General features: G+C 65.2%; 11 protein-coding genes. 9 read left to right on the top strand and 2 right to left on the bottom strand.

Going from position 1 to position 20,347, the window contains the following annotated elements; genetic code table 11:
* Nucleotides 1-56 precede the first annotated feature (56 nt).
* From hutI to CK220_RS24695, 8 genes are all read left to right on the top strand, one after another.
* Entirely contained in the window at nucleotides 57-1,283 is a 1,227-nt protein-coding gene (gene hutI, locus CK220_RS24735) for an imidazolonepropionase (protein ID WP_176479192.1), read from the top strand.
* The gene (gene hutH, locus CK220_RS24730; protein WP_095814024.1) at nucleotides 1,280-2,815 is read left to right on the top strand and encodes a histidine ammonia-lyase; all 1,536 of its coding nucleotides are present in this window, start codon (nucleotides 1,280-1,282) and stop codon (nucleotides 2,813-2,815) included. Before hutI ends, hutH begins: the two co-directional genes overlap by 4 nt.
* Nucleotides 2,816-3,035: 220 nt before the next feature.
* On the top strand, nucleotides 3,036-3,851 hold the full coding sequence (gene hutG, locus CK220_RS24720) for an N-formylglutamate deformylase (RefSeq protein WP_095814023.1): 816 nt from the start codon (nucleotides 3,036-3,038) through the stop codon (nucleotides 3,849-3,851).
* A gap of 37 nt (nucleotides 3,852-3,888) precedes the next feature.
* Nucleotides 3,889-5,559: a urocanate hydratase gene (gene hutU / locus CK220_RS24715; RefSeq protein ID WP_095814022.1), complete on the top strand. Its 1,671-nt coding sequence runs from the start codon at nucleotides 3,889-3,891 to the stop codon at nucleotides 5,557-5,559.
* Nucleotides 5,560-5,563: 4 nt separating this feature from the next.
* A complete protein-coding gene (locus CK220_RS24710) occupies nucleotides 5,564-6,151 on the top strand; it encodes a HutD family protein (RefSeq protein ID WP_095814021.1) in 588 nt (195 codons plus the stop codon).
* 270 nt (nucleotides 6,152-6,421) lie between these two features.
* Complete coding sequence (locus tag CK220_RS24705; RefSeq protein WP_095814020.1) at nucleotides 6,422-15,001, top strand: glucoamylase family protein; 8,580 nt, start codon at nucleotides 6,422-6,424, stop codon at nucleotides 14,999-15,001.
* A gap of 368 nt (nucleotides 15,002-15,369) precedes the next feature.
* Nucleotides 15,370-17,139 (top strand): glucan ABC transporter ATP-binding protein/ permease, encoded by a 1,770-nt coding sequence (locus CK220_RS24700; protein WP_095814019.1) that lies wholly within the window; start codon nucleotides 15,370-15,372, stop codon nucleotides 17,137-17,139.
* Between the two features lie 89 nt (nucleotides 17,140-17,228).
* Nucleotides 17,229-18,032 (top strand): heme ABC transporter permease, encoded by an 804-nt coding sequence (locus tag CK220_RS24695; RefSeq protein WP_095814018.1) that lies wholly within the window; start codon nucleotides 17,229-17,231, stop codon nucleotides 18,030-18,032.
* Nucleotides 18,033-18,144: 112 nt separating this feature from the next.
* On the opposite strand, the gene CK220_RS24690 is transcribed toward CK220_RS24695, so the two are convergent.
* Nucleotides 18,145-19,203: a D-TA family PLP-dependent enzyme gene (locus CK220_RS24690; protein ID WP_095814098.1), complete on the bottom strand. Its 1,059-nt coding sequence runs from the start codon at nucleotides 19,201-19,203 to the stop codon at nucleotides 18,145-18,147.
* Between the two features lie 207 nt (nucleotides 19,204-19,410).
* Here CK220_RS24690 and CK220_RS24685 point away from each other — a divergent pair, with 207 nt between their 5' ends.
* The gene (locus CK220_RS24685; RefSeq protein WP_095814017.1) at nucleotides 19,411-20,097 is read left to right on the top strand and encodes a D-lyxose/D-mannose family sugar isomerase; all 687 of its coding nucleotides are present in this window, start codon (nucleotides 19,411-19,413) and stop codon (nucleotides 20,095-20,097) included.
* On the opposite strand, the gene CK220_RS24680 is transcribed toward CK220_RS24685, so the two are convergent.
* Nucleotides 20,094-20,347 (bottom strand): integrase core domain-containing protein (locus CK220_RS24680; protein WP_141245220.1); only part of this gene is annotated, 254 nt, incomplete at its 5' end. The genes CK220_RS24685 and CK220_RS24680 overlap by 4 nt on opposite strands.

The raw sequence follows: 20,347 nt of genomic DNA, 5'->3' as shown, positions 1-20,347 counted from the left end.
GCGTCGCGTTTCAATATGTATATACATAATCGCCATCCAAGCAAATGGAAAAGATGATGGGTGGAGCAAACGGAAAGAGCGGCCTTCGTCTCTGGCGCAATGCGCGCCTGGCGACCATGGCCGAGGGTGCTGGTCTCGGCATCGTCGAAAAAGGCGCGGTCGCCGTGCGCGACGGGCTCATTGTCTACGCAGGCGCGGAAGCCGACATACCGGCCTCATTTGGGCAGGGCATCGAAACGGTTGATTGCGCAGGACGCTGGATCACGCCAGGCCTGATCGACTGCCACACCCATCTTGTCTATGCCGGGAACCGCGCCAACGAATTCGAGATGCGCCTGGCCGGAGCCACCTATGAGGAGGTGGCGAGGGCAGGGGGTGGCATTGTCTCCTCGGTCAAGTCGCTGCGCGCCGCGAGCGAAGACGAACTCGTCTCCCAGGCGCTGCCCCGCCTCGATGCGCTGATGGCCGAAGGCGTGACGACCGTCGAGGTCAAGTCGGGCTACGGCCTCGACCTCGACAACGAGAAGAAGTCGCTGCGCGCCGCCCGCCGTCTGGCCGGCGAACGCCCGGTCACGATCCGTGCGACCTGTCTCGCCGCCCATGCGCTGCCGCCTGAAGCCAAGGGCGACAAGGATGCATTCATCGATCTCGTCGCCGGCACGATCCTGCCGGAAGTGGCCGCCGAAAAGCTCGCGGACGCCGTCGACGGTTTTTGCGAGGGCATTGCCTTCTCGCCGGAACAGATCGCGCGCGTCTTCGATAAGGCGAAAGCGCTCGGCCTGCCGGTGAAGCTTCACGCCGACCAGCTCTCCAACCTGCATGGCGCGGCGCTTGCCGCCCGTTATGGCGCGCTGTCGGCTGATCACCTGGAATACACCGATGAGGAGGGCGCCGCGGCGATGGCCAAGGCCGGCGCCGTCGCGACCATCCTGCCGGGCGCCTATTATTTCATCCGCGAGACGAAGAAGCCGCCGGTCGATCTGTTCCGCCGGCATGGCGTGAAGATGGCGGTCGCCACCGACAGCAATCCCGGCACCTCGCCGCTCACCTCGCTGCTGCTCACCATGAACATGGCCGCGACGCTCTTTGGCCTGACCGTCGAGGAATGCCTCGCCGGCGTCACCCGCGAGGCCGCGCGTGCGGTGGGGCTTCTCGACAGGACCGGCACGCTGGAAGCCGGCAAATCGGCCGACCTTGCCGTCTGGGATATCGAGCGTCCGGCCGAACTTGTCTACCGCATGGGCTTCAATCCGCTCCATGCCCGCATCTGGAGAGGACAATGACCGAACTGATCCTGAAGCCCGGCAGCGCGACGCTTGCCGACTGGCGCGCCATCTATCGCGGCGCCGTCCCGACGCTCGACGATGCCTGCCGGCCGAAGATCAAGGCCAGCGCCGAAGCCGTAGCCCGCATCGTCGCCAAAGGCGAGCCGGTCTACGGCATCAACACCGGCTTCGGTAAGCTTGCCAGCGTCCGCATTCCGGCAAACGACCTCGAAACGCTCCAGCGCAACATCGTGCTTTCCCACGCCGCCGGCGTCGGCGAGCCGATGCCGGCCCCCGTGGTGCGGCTGATGATGGCGCTGAAGCTGGCGAGCCTCGCCCAGGGCGCTTCCGGCGTGCGCGACGAGACCATAGACCTGCTCCATGGGATGCTCGCCAACGACGTCATCCCGGTGGTGCCGGCGCAAGGTTCGGTCGGCGCCTCGGGCGATCTCGCGCCGCTCGCGCATATGACGGCGGTCATGATCGGCGTCGGTGAATGTTTTACCCCGCATGGTCGCTTCCCGGCCAAGGTCGCCTTCGTCTCGCATGGGCTGGAACCGGTCACGCTCGGCGCCAAGGAAGGCCTGGCGCTGCTCAACGGCACGCAGTTCTCGACGGCTTTCGCGCTGGCCGGCCTGTTCGAAGCCGAGACGCTCTATCAGTCGGCGCTGATCGCGGGCGCGCTGTCGACCGACGCGGCGCGCGGCTCGGATGCCCCCTTCGATCCGCGCATCCATCTGTTGCGCAAGCATCGCGGCCAGATCGAGACGGCGGATGCGCTGCGCAATCTAATGGTGGGCAGCGCCATTCGTGAATCGCACCGCGTCGGCGACGAGCGCGTGCAGGATCCGTACTGCCTGCGCTGCCAGCCGCAGGTGATGGGCGCCGCGCTCGACGTGCTCCGCAAGGCGGCCGATACGCTCGAGACCGAAGCTAACGGCGTCACCGACAACCCGCTGATCTTCGCCGAGGACGACACCGCGCTCTCGGGCGGCAATTTCCACGCCGAGCCGGTAGCCTTCGCCGCCGACATGATCGCGCTTGCGGTCTGCGAGATCGGCTCGCTGTCGGAGCGGCGCATCGCCATGTTGGTCGATCCGGCGCTCTCCGGCATGCCGGCCTTTCTGACGCCGAAGCCTGGCCTCAATTCCGGTTTTATGATCCCGCAAGTGACGGCGGCCGCCCTTGTTTCGGAAAACAAGCAGAAGGCCTATCCGGCGAGCGTCGATTCCATCCCGACCTCAGCCAACCAGGAAGATCATGTCTCGATGGCTGCCCATGGCGCGCGCCGGCTGCTGGGCATGATCGAGAATGCAACGGCCGTCATCGGCATCGAGCTGTTGGCAGCCGCGCAAGGCTGCGATTTCCACGCGCCGCTCGCTTCGAGTGAAGCATTGGAAGCCGTGCGCAAGCTGGTCCGCGCCGAGGTGCCGCATCTCGACAACGATCGGCACTTTCACCCCGACATGGAAAAGGCGATCGCCCTGGTGCGCAGCGGTGCTGCGGCGAAGGCGGCGGGAGCGGTGGCGCTGCCGGGGATAGCGTCGTGAGAGAATTAATCATGACAGGCCGCGTTCCTTCGCGCCCCCCTCTGTCCTGCCGGACATCTCCCCCACAAGGGGGGAGATCGGCTGTCACCTCGGCTTTCGCCAATCTCCAACGTCGCAGGATCGAGCGAGGCGCTGAAGCCGCCAATCTCCCCCCTCGTGGGGGAGATGTCCGGCAGGGCAGAGGGGGGCGCCGTAGAGCGCCGGCGCAGGGAGGTCTCGCATGACGCTTCCCTGGCTTACCGTCACCCAAGGCACCGCCCCGCTGCTGGTCTCGATCCCGCACACCGGCATCGACCTTGCCGGCCTCGAAAACAGGCTTGTCTCGCCGTGGCTCGGCCGCCGCGACTGCGACTGGTGGATCGACAAGCTCTATGATTTTGCCACCGACCTCGGCGCCACCGTCGTTCACACCGCCATTTCGCGCACCGTCATCGACGTCAACCGCGACCCCTCCGGCGTCTCGCTTTACCCGGGCCAGGCGACGACCACGCTTTGCCCCACCGACACGTTTGACGGCGATCCGCTCTACCGCATGGGCGAGGAGCCGACGCCTTCCGAGATCGACCGGCGCCGCGAGACTTACTTCGCGCCTTACCACGCCGCCCTGCAGGCCGAGATCGACCGGCTGCGCGGCATGCACGAGAAGATCGTGCTCTACGACTGCCATTCGATCCGCTCGGTGCTGCCGCGCCTGTTCGAAGGCACGCTGCCGGTCTTCAACCTCGGCACCAACGACGGCAAGTGCACCGAACCGTCGCTGCAGGAAAAGGTAGCCGCGATCCTCGCCGCAACCGGCCAGAGCTGGGTGGTCAACGGCCGCTTCAAGGGCGGCTGGATCACCAGAAGTTTCGGCCGGCCGCAGAGCGGCGTCCATGCGCTGCAGATGGAACTCTCGAACCGCGGCTACATGCGCGAGCCGGACGGGAAGGGCGCGCCAGACAACTGGCCCGTGCCTTACGACCCCAGCTACGCGGCGCCGATCCGCGCCACGCTGAAGACCATTCTCGAAACGGCGATTGCCTGGGCCGCGCGCTGACGCTCCCGCCGCACCTGATCGAAAGGGAACTGCCGACATGAACGACCCTCGCCACAACATCCGTGAAGTCCGCGCACCGCGCGGCGACAGGCTGAACGCTCGCTATTGGACGACCGAGGCGCCGCTGCGCATGCTGATGAACAATCTCGATCCGGAGGTCGCCGAGAACCCGAACGAGCTCGTCGTCTATGGCGGCATCGGCCGGGCGGCGCGCACCTGGAACGATTTCGACCGCATCGCCGCGTCGCTGAAGACGCTCGGTGAGGACGAGACGCTCTTGGTCCAGTCGGGCAAGCCGGTCGGCGTCTTCCGCACACACAAGGACGCGCCGCGCGTGCTCATCGCCAATTCCAACATCGTGCCGCATTGGGCGACCTGGGAGAAGTTCAACGAGCTCGATAGGAAGGGCCTGATGATGTACGGCCAGATGACGGCCGGCTCCTGGATCTATATCGGCACGCAAGGTATCGTTCAGGGCACCTACGAGACCTTCGTCGAGGCCGGCCGCCAGCATTACGGCGGCAATCTCAAGGGCAAGTGGATCCTGACCGCCGGCCTCGGCGGCATGGGCGGCGCCCAGCCTCTGGCCGCCGTCATGGCCGGCGCCTCGTGCCTCGCCATCGAGTGCAATCCGGACTCGATCGACTTCCGCTTGCGCACTCGCTACCTCGACGAGAAGGCCGAAACGCTCGACGAGGCGATGGAAATGATCGAGCGCTGGACCAAGGCCGGCGAGGCGAAGTCCGTCGGCCTGCTCGGCAATGCCGCCGAGATCGTGCCGGAGATGTTCAGGCGCGGCATCCGCCCCGATATCCTCACCGACCAGACCTCGGCGCATGACCCGATCAACGGCTATCTGCCCAAGGGCTGGACCATGGCGGAATGGCGCGAGAAGCGCGCCAGCGATCCGAAGGCGGTGGAGAAGGCGGCGCGCGCGTCGATGCGCGAGCATGTCGAGGCGATGGTGGCGTTCTGGAACGCCGGCGTGCCGACGCTCGACTACGGCAACAACATCCGCCAGGTCGCCAAGGACGAGGGTTTCGAAAATGCCTTCGACTTCCCGGGCTTCGTGCCGGCCTACATCCGGCCGCTGTTCTGCCGTGGAATCGGGCCGTTCCGCTGGGCCGCCCTTTCCGGCGATCCTGAAGATATCTACAAGACCGACGCCAAGGTGCGCGAGCTAACGCCAGGCAACACGCATCTGCACAATTGGCTCGACATGGCGCGCGAGCGCATCTCCTTCCAGGGCTTGCCGGCGCGCATCTGCTGGGTCGGCCTCGGTGACCGCCATCGATTGGGTCTTGCCTTCAACGAAATGGTGGGCAAGGGCGAGCTCAAGGCGCCGGTCGTCATCGGCCGCGACCATCTCGATTCCGGTTCGGTCGCCTCGCCGAATCGCGAGACCGAGGCGATGAAAGACGGCTCCGACGCCATCTCCGATTGGCCGCTGCTCAACGCGCTGCTCAACACCGCGTCGGGCGCCACCTGGGTGTCGCTGCATCACGGCGGCGGCGTCGGCATGGGCTTCTCGCAGCATGCCGGCATGGTGATCGTCGCCGACGGCACGCCTGATGCGGCAAGGCGCCTGGAGCGCGTGCTGTGGAACGATCCGGCGACCGGCGTCATGCGTCACGCCGATGCCGGTTACGACATCGCGATCGAGTGCGCGAAGGAGCACCAGCTCAACCTGCCGGGCATACTGGGTTGAAACGATGCGCATCCTTCGTGCCGCCGGCTACCGCGTCATGCCGTGGAAGAATGGCGGCGGCACGACAACCGAGATCGCCGTCTCGCCCGACGGCGCCGGTATCGAGGAGTTCGACTGGCGCATCTCGATGGCGCGCGTCGAGACGAGCGGGCCATTCTCCAGCTTTGCCGGCATCGACCGCACGCTGTCGGTGCTGGAAGGGGACGGCATCGTGCTCGACATCGCCGGCAGGCCGCCGGCGCGGCTGACGCCAGGCTCGGCGCCGCTTCCCTTTCCCGGCGACGTGCCGACCAGCGCCACTTTGATCGGCGGCCCGATCACCGATCTAAACGTCATGACCCGCCGGGGCAGGATCAGCCATACGGTCGAGCGCTTATCCGTTTCGGGTGAAGTCGAGATAAGGCCGAGCGACGGCACGACGATCGCCTTGCCGGTTGGCGGTAGCGTCACAGTCCTCACGGACACCGCCACCAGCCTCGGATCGCTCGATGCGCTCGTCCTCGATCAGGAGAGCCGGAAACTGCGCCTCCAGCCTGAAGGGCAGGGGCTGCTCTTTGTGATCCATCTGCACGTCACCGCCGCCAACGGTTAACGGCTGTTGCCAAACATGATCGCGGCAGGGTCGAATTATCGCCCGGCCCCTTGCATGTATCACGAAAAAGCCTGAATCCTTTCCCTGATCGGACCTGGGGCGGGAAGCGAGGGGCGTTCGCCCTTGAGTTGTCGAAAGGGAACGCCCCTGTCATGGAGCGCAAACAAACTTTCGGCCGAACCTGCCATGCAACAGATTGCATTTGAACCGGTTTTAGGGCCATTGCCGTGGCGGTGACGCCGCATCGCGCCCCGCCTTACGGAATAATCAATGAACATTCAGACGAATCCCGCCAAGATCGAACAAACTAGCGCCGGCTTCCCGACCGTCACGGAAGCGCCGATACGCTCCAATTTCCTGCCTGAAGACCGGCTGCGCGCGCTCGGCGCGGCACTTGCCAAGGGCGATGTCAGAGACCTGTTCGGGCTCTCGCCTTTCGAATTCCAGGCCCGCATCCGCGACAGCGCGAAGAAGATCCTCGAAGTCTACCGTTCGACCAATGCCGCCCAGGCCAAGGGCGAGACGATCACGCCCGCGGCGCAATGGCTGCTCGACAACAACTACCTGGTCGAGGAGACTATTTTTCAGGTCAAGCGCGATCTGCCGCGCCGTTTCTACCGCCAGTTGCCGACGCTCAAGCTTGCGGACGGCACGGCTTTGCCGCGCGCCTTCGTCGTCGCCTGGAGCTACGTCGAGCATTCCGACAGCGCGGTCTCGGCGACCATGTTCAAGGCGATCGTCGAGGGCTTTCAATCGGTCGAGCCGCTGAAGATTGGCGAGCTGTGGGCGCTGCCGTCGCTGCTGCGTTTCGTGCTGATCGAAAACCTCCGCCGCATCGCAGTGCGCGTCAACCGTACCAGAGAGATGCGCCAGATCGCCAACGAGGTCGCCGACCGGGTGCTGGCGACCGACGACAATGCCGACCGGACCAGGATCCTGTCGAGCTACGCCACGCATGCGCAGGACACCACTTTCGCCACCCAGCTCCTCTACCGCCTGCGTGATGGTTCGCAGAATGCCGGCCGCGCGCTGGAATGGCTGGAGGGTGAGCTCGAGAAGACCGGCTCCGACGCCGAGGAGATCATCATCTCCGAGCATCAGACGCTGTCCAGCGGCAATGTCACCACCGGCAACATCATCCGCGGCCTGCGCCTGATCAACGACGTCGACTGGACGGTCTGGTTCGAAGGCGTCAGCCGCATCGATACGCTGCTGCGCGAGAAGACCGATTTCGCCGCGCTCGATTTCTTCTCGCGCGACCAGTATCGCACTGCGATCGAGCAGCTCGCGCGCCGCTCCGACCTTTCCGAATTCCGCGTCGCCGAAAAGGCGATCGAGCTTGCAGGCCACATGCCCGGGGTCACCGATGCGTCCGGCGTGCCGGAAACTGCCGACCCCTCCGTGCATACCGACGTCGGCTTCTTCCTGGTCGGGCCGCGCCGGCCGGAGCTGGAACAGGCGATCGGCTACCGGGCTCCCTTCTATGTGACTTCCAAGCGCGCCTTTGCCGCCACCGGCTGGCTCGGCATCGTCGTGCCGGTCTTCCTGCTGACGGTGCTCCTGCTTGTGCTGTCCGGCAACGCGCTTGCCAATCTCGGCCTCTCGGCGGGGGCGATCACGCTGATGCTGGCTTTGTTCGCGGTGCCGGCGAGCGAAGGCGCGTTGGCCTTCTTCAACACCGTCGTGGCGCTCTTCCTCAAGCCGACGCGGCTCGTCGGCTATGACTACAAGCACGGCATCCCCGCCTCAGCGCGCACGCTGGTCGTCGTGCCTTCTCTCATCGGGTCGCGCGACGACGTCGAGGAAAACATCCGCAACATCGAGGTGCATCATCTCGCCAACACGGCAGAAGAGATCCATTTCGCGCTTTTGTCCGACTGGCCGGATTCCAAGACCGAGATCGACGCAGCCGACATCGAGATCCTGCAATATGCTCGCGACGAGATCGCCAGGCTGAACGCCCGCTACCCGTCCGAAGGCGCTCCGCGCTTCTATCTTCTGCATCGCCGCCGCCTCTACAACCAGGCGCAGGGCTGCTGGATGGGCTGGGAGCGCAAGCGCGGCAAGCTGCATGAGCTCAACCTTCTGCTGCGCGGCGACAGCGACACCACCTTCCTGCCGCTCGAAGTGCCGCTGCCGGACAAAGTCACCTATGTGATGACGCTCGACGCCGATACGCGCACCACGCGCGACGCCGTCTCGAGCCTTGTCGGCAAGCTCGCGCATCCGCTCAACCGTCCGCATTTCGATCCGGCAAAGCGCGTCGTCACAGCCGGCTACACCATCCTGCAGCCGCGCATCACCGCCTCGCTCACCAGCGGCGATGATGCCTCCTTCTTCCAGCGCGTCTTCTCGGCCAATCGCGGTCTCGACCCGTATGTCTTTGCCGTGTCCGACGTCTATCAGGACGTCTTCGGCGACGGCACTTTCACCGGCAAGGGCCTCTACCATATCGACGCCTTCGAAACGGCGCTGAAGGGCCGCATCGAGGAAAACACCGTCCTCAGCCACGATTTGCTCGAAGGCGCCCTGGCGCGCGCCGCGCTCGTCACCGATGTCGAGCTGGTCGAGGACTATCCGACCCGCTACTCGGTCGACGCCTCACGCCACCACCGCTGGGCGCGCGGCGACTGGCAATTGCTCGGCTTCATGTTCGATCCGCGCTCTGGCGTTCCGGCACTGTCGCGCTGGAAAATGGTCGATAACCTGCGCCGCTCGGTCACCCCGATCTTCTGGGTGATGGCCTGTATCGCCGGCTGGACGCTGCTGCCCTTCACGCAGGCCGCGCAGTGGCAGGCGTTGATGATCCTCAGCCTGTTCATGGCCCCCACTTTCGATATCGTCAACGGCATCCTGCCGAAGAGCGGCGACCAGACGCCGCGCGGCCATTTTTCAGCGCTGGCGCGCGACACTGTGTTCGGCACCGCGCTGGTGGCGCTGAAGGTGCTTTTGATGGCGCATCTCGCCTGGATGATGGGCGATGCCATCGTCCGCACGCTTTACCGGCTCTTTGTCAGCCGCCAGAACCTTCTGGAGTGGCGCACCGCCTCGCAGGCGCACAAGACCGGCGGCAGCGATCTCGGCGCCTATTACAGCATGATGTACGGCGCCGTGATCGTCGGCGTCGTCGGCCTTGCCGTTCCCGTGCTGGCCGATTCCACTGGCGCGTTTGTCGCTTTCTTCTTTGCGATTTTCTGGATCGGCTCGCCAGCCGTCGCCTGCTGGATCAGCCGCTCGGCCGAGACCGAGGATAGGCTGCGCATTTCGGCTTCCGACATCCATGCGCTGCGCACCGTGGCGCGTCGCACCTGGCACTATTTCGAAACGTTCGTGACGGCCGAGCATCACCATCTGCCGCCCGACAATTTCCAGGAAAGCCCGGCGCCGGTGGTCGCGCCGCGCACCTCGCCGACGAATATCGGCGTCTACCTGCTCTCGGTGGTGTCGGCGCGCGATTTCGGCTGGATCAGCCTGTCGGATGCCATCACCCGCATCGACGCCACGATGACAACCATCGAGAACATGCCGCGCGATCGCGGGCATCTCTACAACTGGTACGACACGACGACGCTGAAGCCGCTCTATCCGCTCTATATCTCGGCGGTCGACAGCGGCAATCTCGCCGGCCATCTGGTCGCGGTGGCTGCGGCCTGTGCCGAATGGGCCGAGGCGCCTTCCGTCCACCTGCAGGGCGATTTCGAGGGCATCCTCGACACCGTCACCATCCTCGACGAGAGCCTGGAGGAACTGCCCGACGACCGCCGCCAGTTGCGGCCGCTGCGCCAGCGTCTCGCCGATCGGCTCGACGGCATGCGCCGGGCAGTGATGACCATCAAGGCGCAGCCCGAGATGGCCTCGATCCGCACCATCAATCTCGCGGTGCTGGCCGGCGAGATCCGCAAGCTCGCCACCGCCATTCACGTCGAGGCGGCGTCACCGAAGAGCGACGTCATCGCCGATTGGGCGGCCAGGCTGGAGGCGACCTGCGAGGCGCATGTGCACGATTCGCACAATGACGAAAGCGCGGTCTCGGCGCTCCGCACCAAGCTGCTCGCGCTGCGCGGGCGCTGCCGCCGCTACGCCTTCGAGATGGATTTCTCCTTCCTGATGCGGCAGGAGCGCAAGCTCCTGTCGATCGGCTATCGCGTCGAGGAGCACCAGCTCGACGAGAGCTGCTACGACCTGCTCGCCTCCGAGGCGCGGCTGACCAGCCTGTTCGGCATCGCCAAGGGCGATCTGCCGACCGAGCATTGGTTCCGGCTCGGCCGGCCGATCGTCGAGATCGGCTTCAAGGGCGCGCTGATGTCCTGGTCGGGCTCGATGTTCGAGTACCTGATGCCGCCGCTGGTGATGAAGGAGCCGCAGGGCTCGATCCTCAACCAGACCAGCAAGCTCATCATCAAGCGCCAGATCCAGTATGCACGCTCGAAGAACGTGCCCTGGGGCATCTCGGAAGCGGCCTACAATGCCCGCGACCGCGAGCTCACCTACCAATACACCAACTTCGGCGTGCCCGGCCTCGGCCTGAAGCGCGGCCTCGGCCAGAACACCGTGATCGCGCCTTACGCCACCATCCTGGCGGCGCAGTTCAATCCGCGCGAGGCGGTGCAGAACCTGATGCGGCTGCGCTCGATCGGCGCGCTCGGCCGGCACGGCTTCTACGATGCGGTCGATTTCACGCCGCAGCGCGTGCCGGAAGGCACCGACCACGCCGTCGTCCAGAACTACATGGCCCACCATTCCGGCATGTCGATCGCCGCCGTGGCGGACGCCATCTTCGAGGGTCGGCTGCGCGAACGCTTCCACAGCGATCCGGTGATCGAATCGGCCGAACTCCTCTTGCAGGAGAAGGCGCCGCGCGACATCCCGACCGCTACCGTCAGGACCGAGGCCGACGAGCGCTCCAAGGACGAGACCGAGACCGAGAGCCCGGACAGCCGCATCATCCTTGACCCGATCAAGGCGCTGCGCGCGACCAATGTTATGTCGAATGGCCGTTACTCGGTAATGGTCACCGCCTCCGGTTCCGGCTACAGCCGCTTCGGCGAGATTGCCGTCACCCGTTGGCAACCGGACCCGAGCGAAGACCGTCTCGGCTCCTATATGTTCCTGCGCGACACCGCGACCGGCGACTGGTGGTCGGCCACCGCCGAGCCGAAGCGCGCCGAGGGCGAGCGCGTGCAGACGCTGTTTGCCGATGACAAGGCGAGCTTCACCAAATCGATCGGCTCGCTGCGTTCGGAGGTCGAGTGCATCGTCATTTCCGAAGGCAATGGCGAAGGCCGGCGCGTCACGCTTTACAATGACGGCCCCACCGACCGGCACATCGAGGTGACGTCATTTGCCGAGCTGGTGCTGGGCAACGAAGCCTCAGACAACGCCCATCCGGCCTTCTCGAAGATGTTCGTCGAGACCGAGATCTCTGCGAACAACGGGGCGATCTTTGCCACCAGGCGCAAGCGCGACAAGAACGAGCCCGACCTTACCATGGTGCATTTCGTCACCGATCCGTCGGGTCCCTCGCGCGACGCCGAGGCCGAAACCGATCGCCGCGCCTTCATCGGCCGCGGCCGCACCATCACCGACGCCGCCGCCTTCGATCCCGGCGCCCGGCTCTCCGGCACCCACGGCTTCACGCTCGACCCGGTGGCGGCACTCCGCCGCCAGGTGCGCGTGCCGGCCAACAAAAAGATATCGCTGACCTTCTGGACTGTCGTCGGCGCCAACCGCGGCGAGCTCGACGAGGCGATCGGCCGCCTCGACCACCAGGAAAGTTTCGCCCGCCAGGCGATGCTCGCCTGGACGCGCAGCCAGGTGCAGACCCGCCATCTCGGCCTCAGCCTGACGGATGCTGCCAATGTGCAGAAGCTGGCGCGTTACCTGATCTATCCCGATCCGTTCCTGCGTCTGCCCGCCGACTCCATCGCGTCGGGCCTCGGCCGCCAGTCGAGCCTTTGGCCAACCAGCATCTCCGGCGATTTCCCCATCTTCCTGGTGCGCATCGGCGACGTCGCCGATCTCGAGATCGTCGCTCAGGCGCTGCGCTTCCAGGAATACATGCGCGCCCGCGGCATGATGATCGACTTCGTCGTCGTCAACGAGCAGGCGTCCTCCTACGTGCAGGACCTGCAACGCGCGGTGGAGACGCTGTGCGAGAACAGCCGCCTGCGCGGTCGCGAGCTTGGGCCCCGCCAGCACATCTTCGCCGTGCGCCGCGACCTGATGGACGAGCCGACCTACAGGACCCTGCTGTCGGTCGCACGCGTCGCGCTCCACACCCGCAACGGCACCATCTTCGACCAGCTCGAAAGGGCCGAGACCGCGGCATTGCAGGCTCGCGACGCCTTGCAGCAGGCGGAAGGCGTTCCGGCCCGCCAGCCGTCGCCGCCATTGCCTGAGCCGACGCGGGCAAGCGAGGGGGGAGCCGATATCGCCGCCGACGGCACCGGCCTCAGCCTCTGGAACGGCTTTGGCGGCTTCGACGGCGACGGGCGCCACTATGTGACGCGGCTGACCGGCCGTCGTGTGACGCCGCAGCCCTGGATCAACGTCATCTCCAACGCTTCCTTCGGCTTCCACGTCTCGGCCGAGGGCGCCGGCTTCACCTGGAGCCGCAACAGCCGCGACTACCAGTTGACGCCGTGGTCGAACGACCCGGTGTCGAACCGACCGGGCGAGGGCTTCTATATCTATGATCAGTTGAGCGGCAAGGCGTTCTCGCCGACGGCCGCGGTGGTGCGCGATCCCTCGATGACCTACGAAACCTGGCACGGGCAGGGGTTCTCGACCTTCCGCTCGAAGCGCGGGCCGCTGTCGATGGATCTGACGCAGGTGGTCGACCCGGTGGATCCGGTGAAGATCACCCGGCTGCGCATCCAGAATGCCGGCTCCGCGCCGGCAAGGCTGCGCGTCTATGCCTATGCCGAGTGGGTGCTCGGCGGCCATCGCTCGCGCACGGCGGCAACCATCGTGCCGACCAGGGACGCCGCAACGGGCGCCATGCTGGCGCAGAACCCATACGGGCTCGACTTCGGCGAGCGGGTGTCTTTCCTCGCCACGACGGCGCCTGTTCATTCGGTGACCGCCGACCGCGGTGAGTTCATCGGCAGGCACGGCACGACGGAATATCCGCAGGCCGTGCTTGGCGGGGTTGCTTTGTCCGGCCGCGTCGAGGCAGGTGACGATCCTTGCGCGGTGATCGCCAGCGACATCGACATCCCGGCCGGAGGCGACGTGACGCTGTTCTGGCTGCTTGGCGACGCCGCCACGGCCGCCGAGGCGAGCGCCCTGGTGCAGACCCACAGGGACAAGGATTTCGACCAGCGTCTGGCCGACAATGAGCGCGTCTGGCGCGGCTTCCTCGACACCATTCAGGTCGAGACGCCGGACAAGGCGCTCAACGCCATGGTCAACCACTGGCTGCCCTACCAGAGCCTGGCCTGCCGCATCCGCGCGCGCTCGGCGTTCTACCAGGCGAGCGGCGCCTTCGGCTTCCGCGACCAGTTGCAGGATACACTGGCTTTGCTGGCGCATGATCCGAAGCTGGCGCGCGACCAGATTCTCAACGCCGCCCGCCGGCAGTTCCAGGAGGGCGACGTGCAGCACTGGTGGCTGCCGCGCACCGATGCCGGCGTGCGCACCATGATCTCGGACGATGTTGTCTGGCTGGCGCACGCGACGGCCCGCTACATCGAGGTGACGGGCGATGCCGCGATCCTCAAGGAGCAGATCCCCTTCATCGACGGGCAGGAGCTTGGCGAGGGCGAGCACGACGCCTTCTTCACGCCCGAGATCACCAAGACCACCGCCTCGCTTTACGACCACTGCGCGCGGGCGCTCGATCTTGCGATCAAGCGCAGCAGCCCGGCAGGCTTGCCGCTGATCCTTGGCGGCGACTGGAACGACGGCATGAACCGTGTCGGTGAGGGCGGCAAGGGCGAGAGCGTCTGGCTGGGCTGGTTCTTGCTGAAGACGCTGGGTGACTTCGCGCCCATCGCCAAGGGACAGAGCGACAGCAAGCGGGCGCAAGCCTGGACGAAGCACGCAGACCTGCTGAAGCGGGCGCTGGAGAGCACGGCCTGGGACGGCCAATGGTATCGGCGCGGCAGCTTCGACGACGGCACGCCGCTCGGCTCCCGCAACTCGGACGAGTGCAAGATCGACTCCATCGCCCAGTCCTGGAGCGTGCTGTCGGGCGAGGGGGATCCTGCCCGCTCGACCACGGCCATGGAGCAGGCGACGAAGATGCTCGTCGACGACAAGCACAAGATCGTCAAGCTGTTCACGCCGCCCTTCTCGAACAGCGACAAGGATCCCGGCTATATCAAGAGCTACCCGCCGGGCGTGCGCGAGAACGGCGGCCAGTACACCCATGCCGCCACCTGGTTCGTCATCGCGCTGGCGGAAATGGGACGCACCGACGAAGCCTATCGCTGCTTCTCAATGCTGAACCCCGTCAACCACGCCTCGGACGAGGCGGCGGCCGAGCATTACCGCGTCGAGCCTTACGTCGTGGCGGCGGACATCTACGCCGGCGAAGGAAAGGGCGGCCGCGGCGGCTGGACCTGGTACACGGGCTCGGCCGGCTGGCTTTACCGGGCCGCGGTGGAAGGAATCCTCGGCATCGAGCGGCGCGGCAAGCAGATCACGTTTAGGCCGAAGCTGCCGGGGCACTGGGACGGCTACGCCGCCACGCTCAAGATGTTCGACGGCGAAATCAAGGTTCGCGTCATCCGCGACAAAAAGACCAAGTCGATCGGGCTTGAAGTAAATGGTTCGAAGACCAAATCAGGATCTTTCGAACCAAAGGTCGGCGAGAAGACCGAGGTCGTCGTCAAGATACCTGCGTAAGATCAAAGATTGCAGGCCGCGCATCTCTCGGGATGCGCGGCCAAGCTTGGCGTTTTACTTTGGCAATGGACCGGGCAACGGGCCCACGCTGCTTTAGACCCGGCTAAGCAAGCGGCATGTGATCGAAAATGTGGCAGCGCGGGGCATGTGCCATTATTTTGCCTCAAGGCTGACATTTCACCTTTTATCTCAAACCGTTAGGTGATCACGTCAGATTTCGCACCGTCGTCATCTTTTGTTCGCTAAATGGGAACGGAAGGGATAGACGACGCATTGTTTCGCGACACATTAAGCGGTACGTGTCAAAAAATGGTGCGGTGCACAATACCGACATTGAGCACGGACAAGAGTTTGGCGGAGTAGCTGAAGTGTCACTTCTGCAGATCTACTTTAGAGCGCTGGGTTATCTGGCTGCGGACAAGAAGCGCGTCGCGCTGATCTGCGGCGCCAACGTCGCGCTTGCCGCGATCGCAATTCTCGAGCCGATCCTTTTGGGCCGGGTTATCGGCGCCATCTCCGAAAAAGGTCCGGTGTTTTCGACGCTCGCCGTCTGGGCTGCTCTCGGTATCTTCAATGTCATGGCTTTCGTGCTGGTGTCGCGCGGCGCCGACCGCTTCGCCCATACCCGCCGTTCGGAAGTGCTGTGCCAGTCCTTCGAGCGCGTCATCACCATGCCGCTCGCCTGGCACCACCAGCGCGGCACTTCCAATTCGCTGCAGACGCTGCTGCGCGCCGTCGAGACCCTGTTCAGCCTGTGGCTCGAATTTATGCGCGTGCATCTCTCGACCGCCATCGCGCTGGTGCTGCTGGTGCCGACCGCGCTTTCCATGGACGTCCGCATGTCCATCGTGCTGCTCGGCCTGGGCGTGCTCTACGTCGGAATCGGCCGTATCGTCATGCGCCGTACCAAGTCGGGGCAGACCGCCGTCGAGCGCCACTACCACACCGTGTTTGCCCATGTGACCGACAGCGTCAGCAACGTCGCCGTGCTGCAGAGCTACAACCGCATCGGCCATGAGACCGCGACGCTGAAGCGCTATGTCAAGGACCTGCTCGACGCGCAGAATCCGGTGCTTGATTGGTGGGCGATCGCCAATGCGCTGAACCGCCTGTCGTCGACCATCTCGATGATGATCGTGCTCTCGATTGGCGCTTATCTCGTCACCCGTGGCCAGCTTCGCGTCGGAGACGTCGTCGCGTTCACCGGCTTTGCCGGAATGCTGATCGCCCGTCTCGACCAGATGTCGGCCTTCACGACGCAGATTTCCGAGGCCCGCGCCAAGCTCGAGGATTTCTATCGCCTCGAGGACTCGGCCGCCGAAACCGCCGAGCCGGACGGCCTGCGCGAGTTGACCAATGTCACCGGCCGTGTGCGCTTCGAGGACGTCAGCTTCGAGTTCGCGAATTCGGGCTATGGTATCGAGGACGTCTCCTTCGAGGTGCCGGCCGGCAAGACCGTCGCCATCGTCGGCCCGACCGGCGCCGGCAAGACGACGCTCATCAACCTGCTGCAGCGCGTCTTCACACCGTCCAGAGGCCGCATCCTGATCGACGGCATCGACACCCGCACGGTGACGCGCAAGTCGCTGCGCCACTCGATCGCCACCGTCTTCCAGGACGCCGGCCTCCTCAACCGCTCGATCGAGGATAACATCCGCGTTGGCCGCGCCGATGCGAGCAATGACGAGGTGCACGCCGCCGCCAATGCCGCCGCCGCGCAGGATTTCATCCTGGCCAAGAGCGGCGGCTACGACACCGTCGTCGGCGAGCGCGGCGGCCAGCTCTCGGGCGGCGAGCGCCAGCGCATCGCCATCGCCCGCGCCGTGCTGAAGGATGCGCCGATCCTGGTGCTCGACGAGGCGACGAGCGCCCTCGACGTCGAGACCGAGGATCGCGTCAAGGAAGCGATCGACGAACTGCGGCGCAACCGCACGACCTTCATTATTGCCCACCGCCTGACCACCGTTCGCGACGCCGACCTGGTCGTCTTCATGGACAAGGGCAAGGTGGTCGAATATGGCGGCTTCACCGAGCTGTCGCTGCGCAACGGCCGCTTCGCAGCCCTGCTGCGCGCCGGCGGCCTGCTCAACGACGAGGAAGTCCGCCGCCTCAGCCGTCCGGTGACCGAAGCCGCGTAAGCTTTTTTCCCTTCTCCCACAGGGGGGAAGGGAAGGCTGCGACACTCCCTCGATTGCCCCGGACACATCGCCGGTCTATTTAGATCGGCATGAGCGACACCACCTCACGCCTCGCCGGCTGGATCGACCTCGCCAACCCGACGCGCTTCGTCGGGCTGGCCGACAAGGTTATTCCGTGGCTGGCGGCGATCGCGGCGATCCTGCTCGGCGTCGGCTTCTATATGAGCTTCACCGCGCCAGAGGATTTCCAGCAGGGCATCACGGTGCGCATCATGTATATCCACGTGCCTTTCGCCTGGCTTGCCATGATGTGCTACACCATCATGGCGATCTCGGCGCTCGGCACTCTGGTCTGGCGCCACCCGCTGGCCGACGTGGCGCTGAAGGCCGCGGCTCCGATCGGCGCCACCTTCACCGCGCTTGCGCTGATCACCGGCTCCATTTGGGGCAAGCCGATGTGGGGCACCTGGTGGGTGTGGGACGCACGGCTGACCTCGGTCTTCGTGCTTTTCCTTATGTATCTTGGCATCATCGCACTGACCCGCGCGCTGGACGACGCCGGCCGCGCCGCCTGGGCCGCCGCAATCATCACGCTGGTCGGCTTCATCAACATCCCGATCATCAAATTCTCGGTGGACTGGTGGAACACGCTGCACCAGCCGGCCTCGGTCTTCCGCCTCGGCGGCCCGACCATCGACCCCTCCATGCTGTGGCCGCTCGCCGTGATGGCGCTTGGCTTCACCGTGCTGTTCTTCACGCTGCACTTGATGGCGATACGCACGGAGATTTTCAGGCGCCGTGTGATCGCGATGCGGAGAGTTGCGGCGCGGCAGGCTGAACGAACTTCCCCTTCTTCCCTCGTGGGAGAAGGTGTCGCCGAAGGCGACGGATGAGGGGTGTTCCAGGGAAAGCCGACGTCTCACTCCGCTGGAACACCCCCCATCCGTCTCGGCGCAATCGCGCCGATCCACCTTCTCCCACAGGGGGACAAGAGAAAGGCGCACATCACCCCATACGTCCACGCGCCGCCACCGGCAGTGTTTCCAGCACCTTGTCGCCGTCGATCAGATGCACCTGGTCGAACAAATTTGTCACCACGCAGCAATGATCGGGCACAACGCGCACGCGCTCGCCGATGCGCAGGGCTGCACCGTCCGCAAGCGTGACGTTGCCGTGCTCTTCGCTCAACCCCGTCACCCGCGCGCCGGGCACGCCGAGCAGCTCGCCGAAATCCGGCAGCCCCAGCGTATCGGAGGACAATGCCTTGCTGCCGCTGTCGAGGATGGCGCGGGAGGGCGTCGGGTGGCTGACCACGGTGGCCAGCACCGTCAGCGCGCAATCGTCGAGCGTGCCGACGCCTTTGGCGACCTGGTAGCGGTCGAGATAAATATACGTGCCGGGCCTATATTCGGTCACAACGCTGTCCTCGCCCGAGCGCCACATGTCCGGCGTGCCTCCGCTGGAAATGCGCCGGCATTCGAGGCCGGCCGCCGCAAGCGTCTCGCGCGCGGTCCTCAGCCAGGTCTCCGCTTCGGCAGCGCGGCCGGCGGCCGGATAGGTCATCAGCCCGCCGAAGGTCAGGCCCTTGGCCTGGTCGATCACTTTCGCCAGCGCCACCGCTTCGGCCGGGCTCTGCACGCCGCAGCGGCCCATGCCGGTGTCGCATTCGACCAGCACCGGCAGCGGGTGGCCGGTATCGGTGAAGGTCGCGGCTAGCCCTGCCAGCGTTTCGTGGCTGTCCGCGGTGACCGACAGCGTGACGCGGCCATGCAGTGCCTTCAGCCGCTCCAGCTTGGCGCGGCCGAGAATGTTGTAGGGCAGGAAAATGTCCTCAAGCCCGGCATCGGCCATCACCTCGGCCTCGCCGATCTTCTGGCATGTGATGCCGACCGCACCCGCCGCCACCTGCCTCTTCGCCCAGTAGGGCAGCTTGTGCGTCTTGATATGGGGGCGCAGCTTCAGCCCGTGGCGGTCGGCATGCGCCTGCGCCTTCGTGATGTTGGCTTCGGCGCGGGCCGCGTCGATCAGGATCGCCGGCGTGTCGAGATCGTCTATGTTTGCCATGAAGATCACCGTTCAAAAGCATGTCTCCCGAAAGTGGGAACCGGTTTCGGGATAAAGACATGCGCATCAAAAACCGGTTGGGGTTATGGGCTTGATCCGGCCGGATGTCACGAGGCCAGAGCCGTGAGTTTGCGTCGACAGCGGAGCGGCATTGGGATATTCGGGTCGGCAGATTTCAGCAGGCAGCGGCCGGAAGGAAAAACGACCATGAAGCGCTCCAAGATCAACGACATCATCCGCGAAGCCGACGCCTTCATCCGCTCGTTCGGCTACATCATGCCGCCGTTCGCCTACTGGTCGCCGGAAGAGATGAAGGCGCACAAGGCGGACTCCTCGGCCATTTTCAGCTCGCGTCTCGGCTGGGACATCACCGACTACGGCCAGGAGAAGTTCGATGAGCTTGGCCTCTTCCTGTTTACCGTCCGCAACGGCCGCTACGCGGACATGAAGCTCGGCATGGGCATGCTCTACGCCGAGAAGATCATGATCTCGCGCAAGGACCAGCTGTCGCCCATGCACCGCCATAACATCAAGGCCGAGGACATCATCAACCGCGGCGGCGGCAAGCTGGTGCTGGAACTGTTCATGCACGATCGCGACGGCGGCATCGACCCGAAGGCCGAAGTGTCGGTGCCGGTCGACGGCACCATCACCAGGTTGCCCGCCGGCGGGCTCCTGAAGCTCGACCCGGGCCAGAGCGTGACGCTCCTGCCGGGCGTCTGGCACGCCTTCTGGGCCGAGGATAAGGACGTGCTGATCGGCGAGGTCTCGACCGTCAACGACGACCTCACCGACAACGTCTTCCGCGACCCGATCGGCCGCTTCTCCAATATCGAGGAGGATGTCGCACCGGTTCACCTTCTGGTGTCCGACTACGAGAAGTGGCTGGGCTAGCTGTGGAGCCTCAACAGGTTGTCCTGGGTTAGAGCGAGGCGACTGATCGGCGTTTTGGACTTTAGGCTGCCGTGGGGGCGGTGCCAATTGTAGCGATGCAGCCACACCGGCAGCTCTGCGGCGCGTTGTTGTGATGTTGGATAGGCGAAAGCGTATGCCCACTCCCTGAGTGCCGTCTGGATGAAGCGCTCGGCCTTGCCGTTGGTCTTCGGCGTATAAGGTCTTGTCCTGACATGCTTTAGGCCGAGTT

The organism is Mesorhizobium sp. WSM3860, from assembly GCF_002294995.1.
Lineage (GTDB): Bacteria > Pseudomonadota > Alphaproteobacteria > Rhizobiales > Rhizobiaceae > Mesorhizobium.
This window is presented reverse-complemented; position numbering and strand designations above follow the sequence as displayed.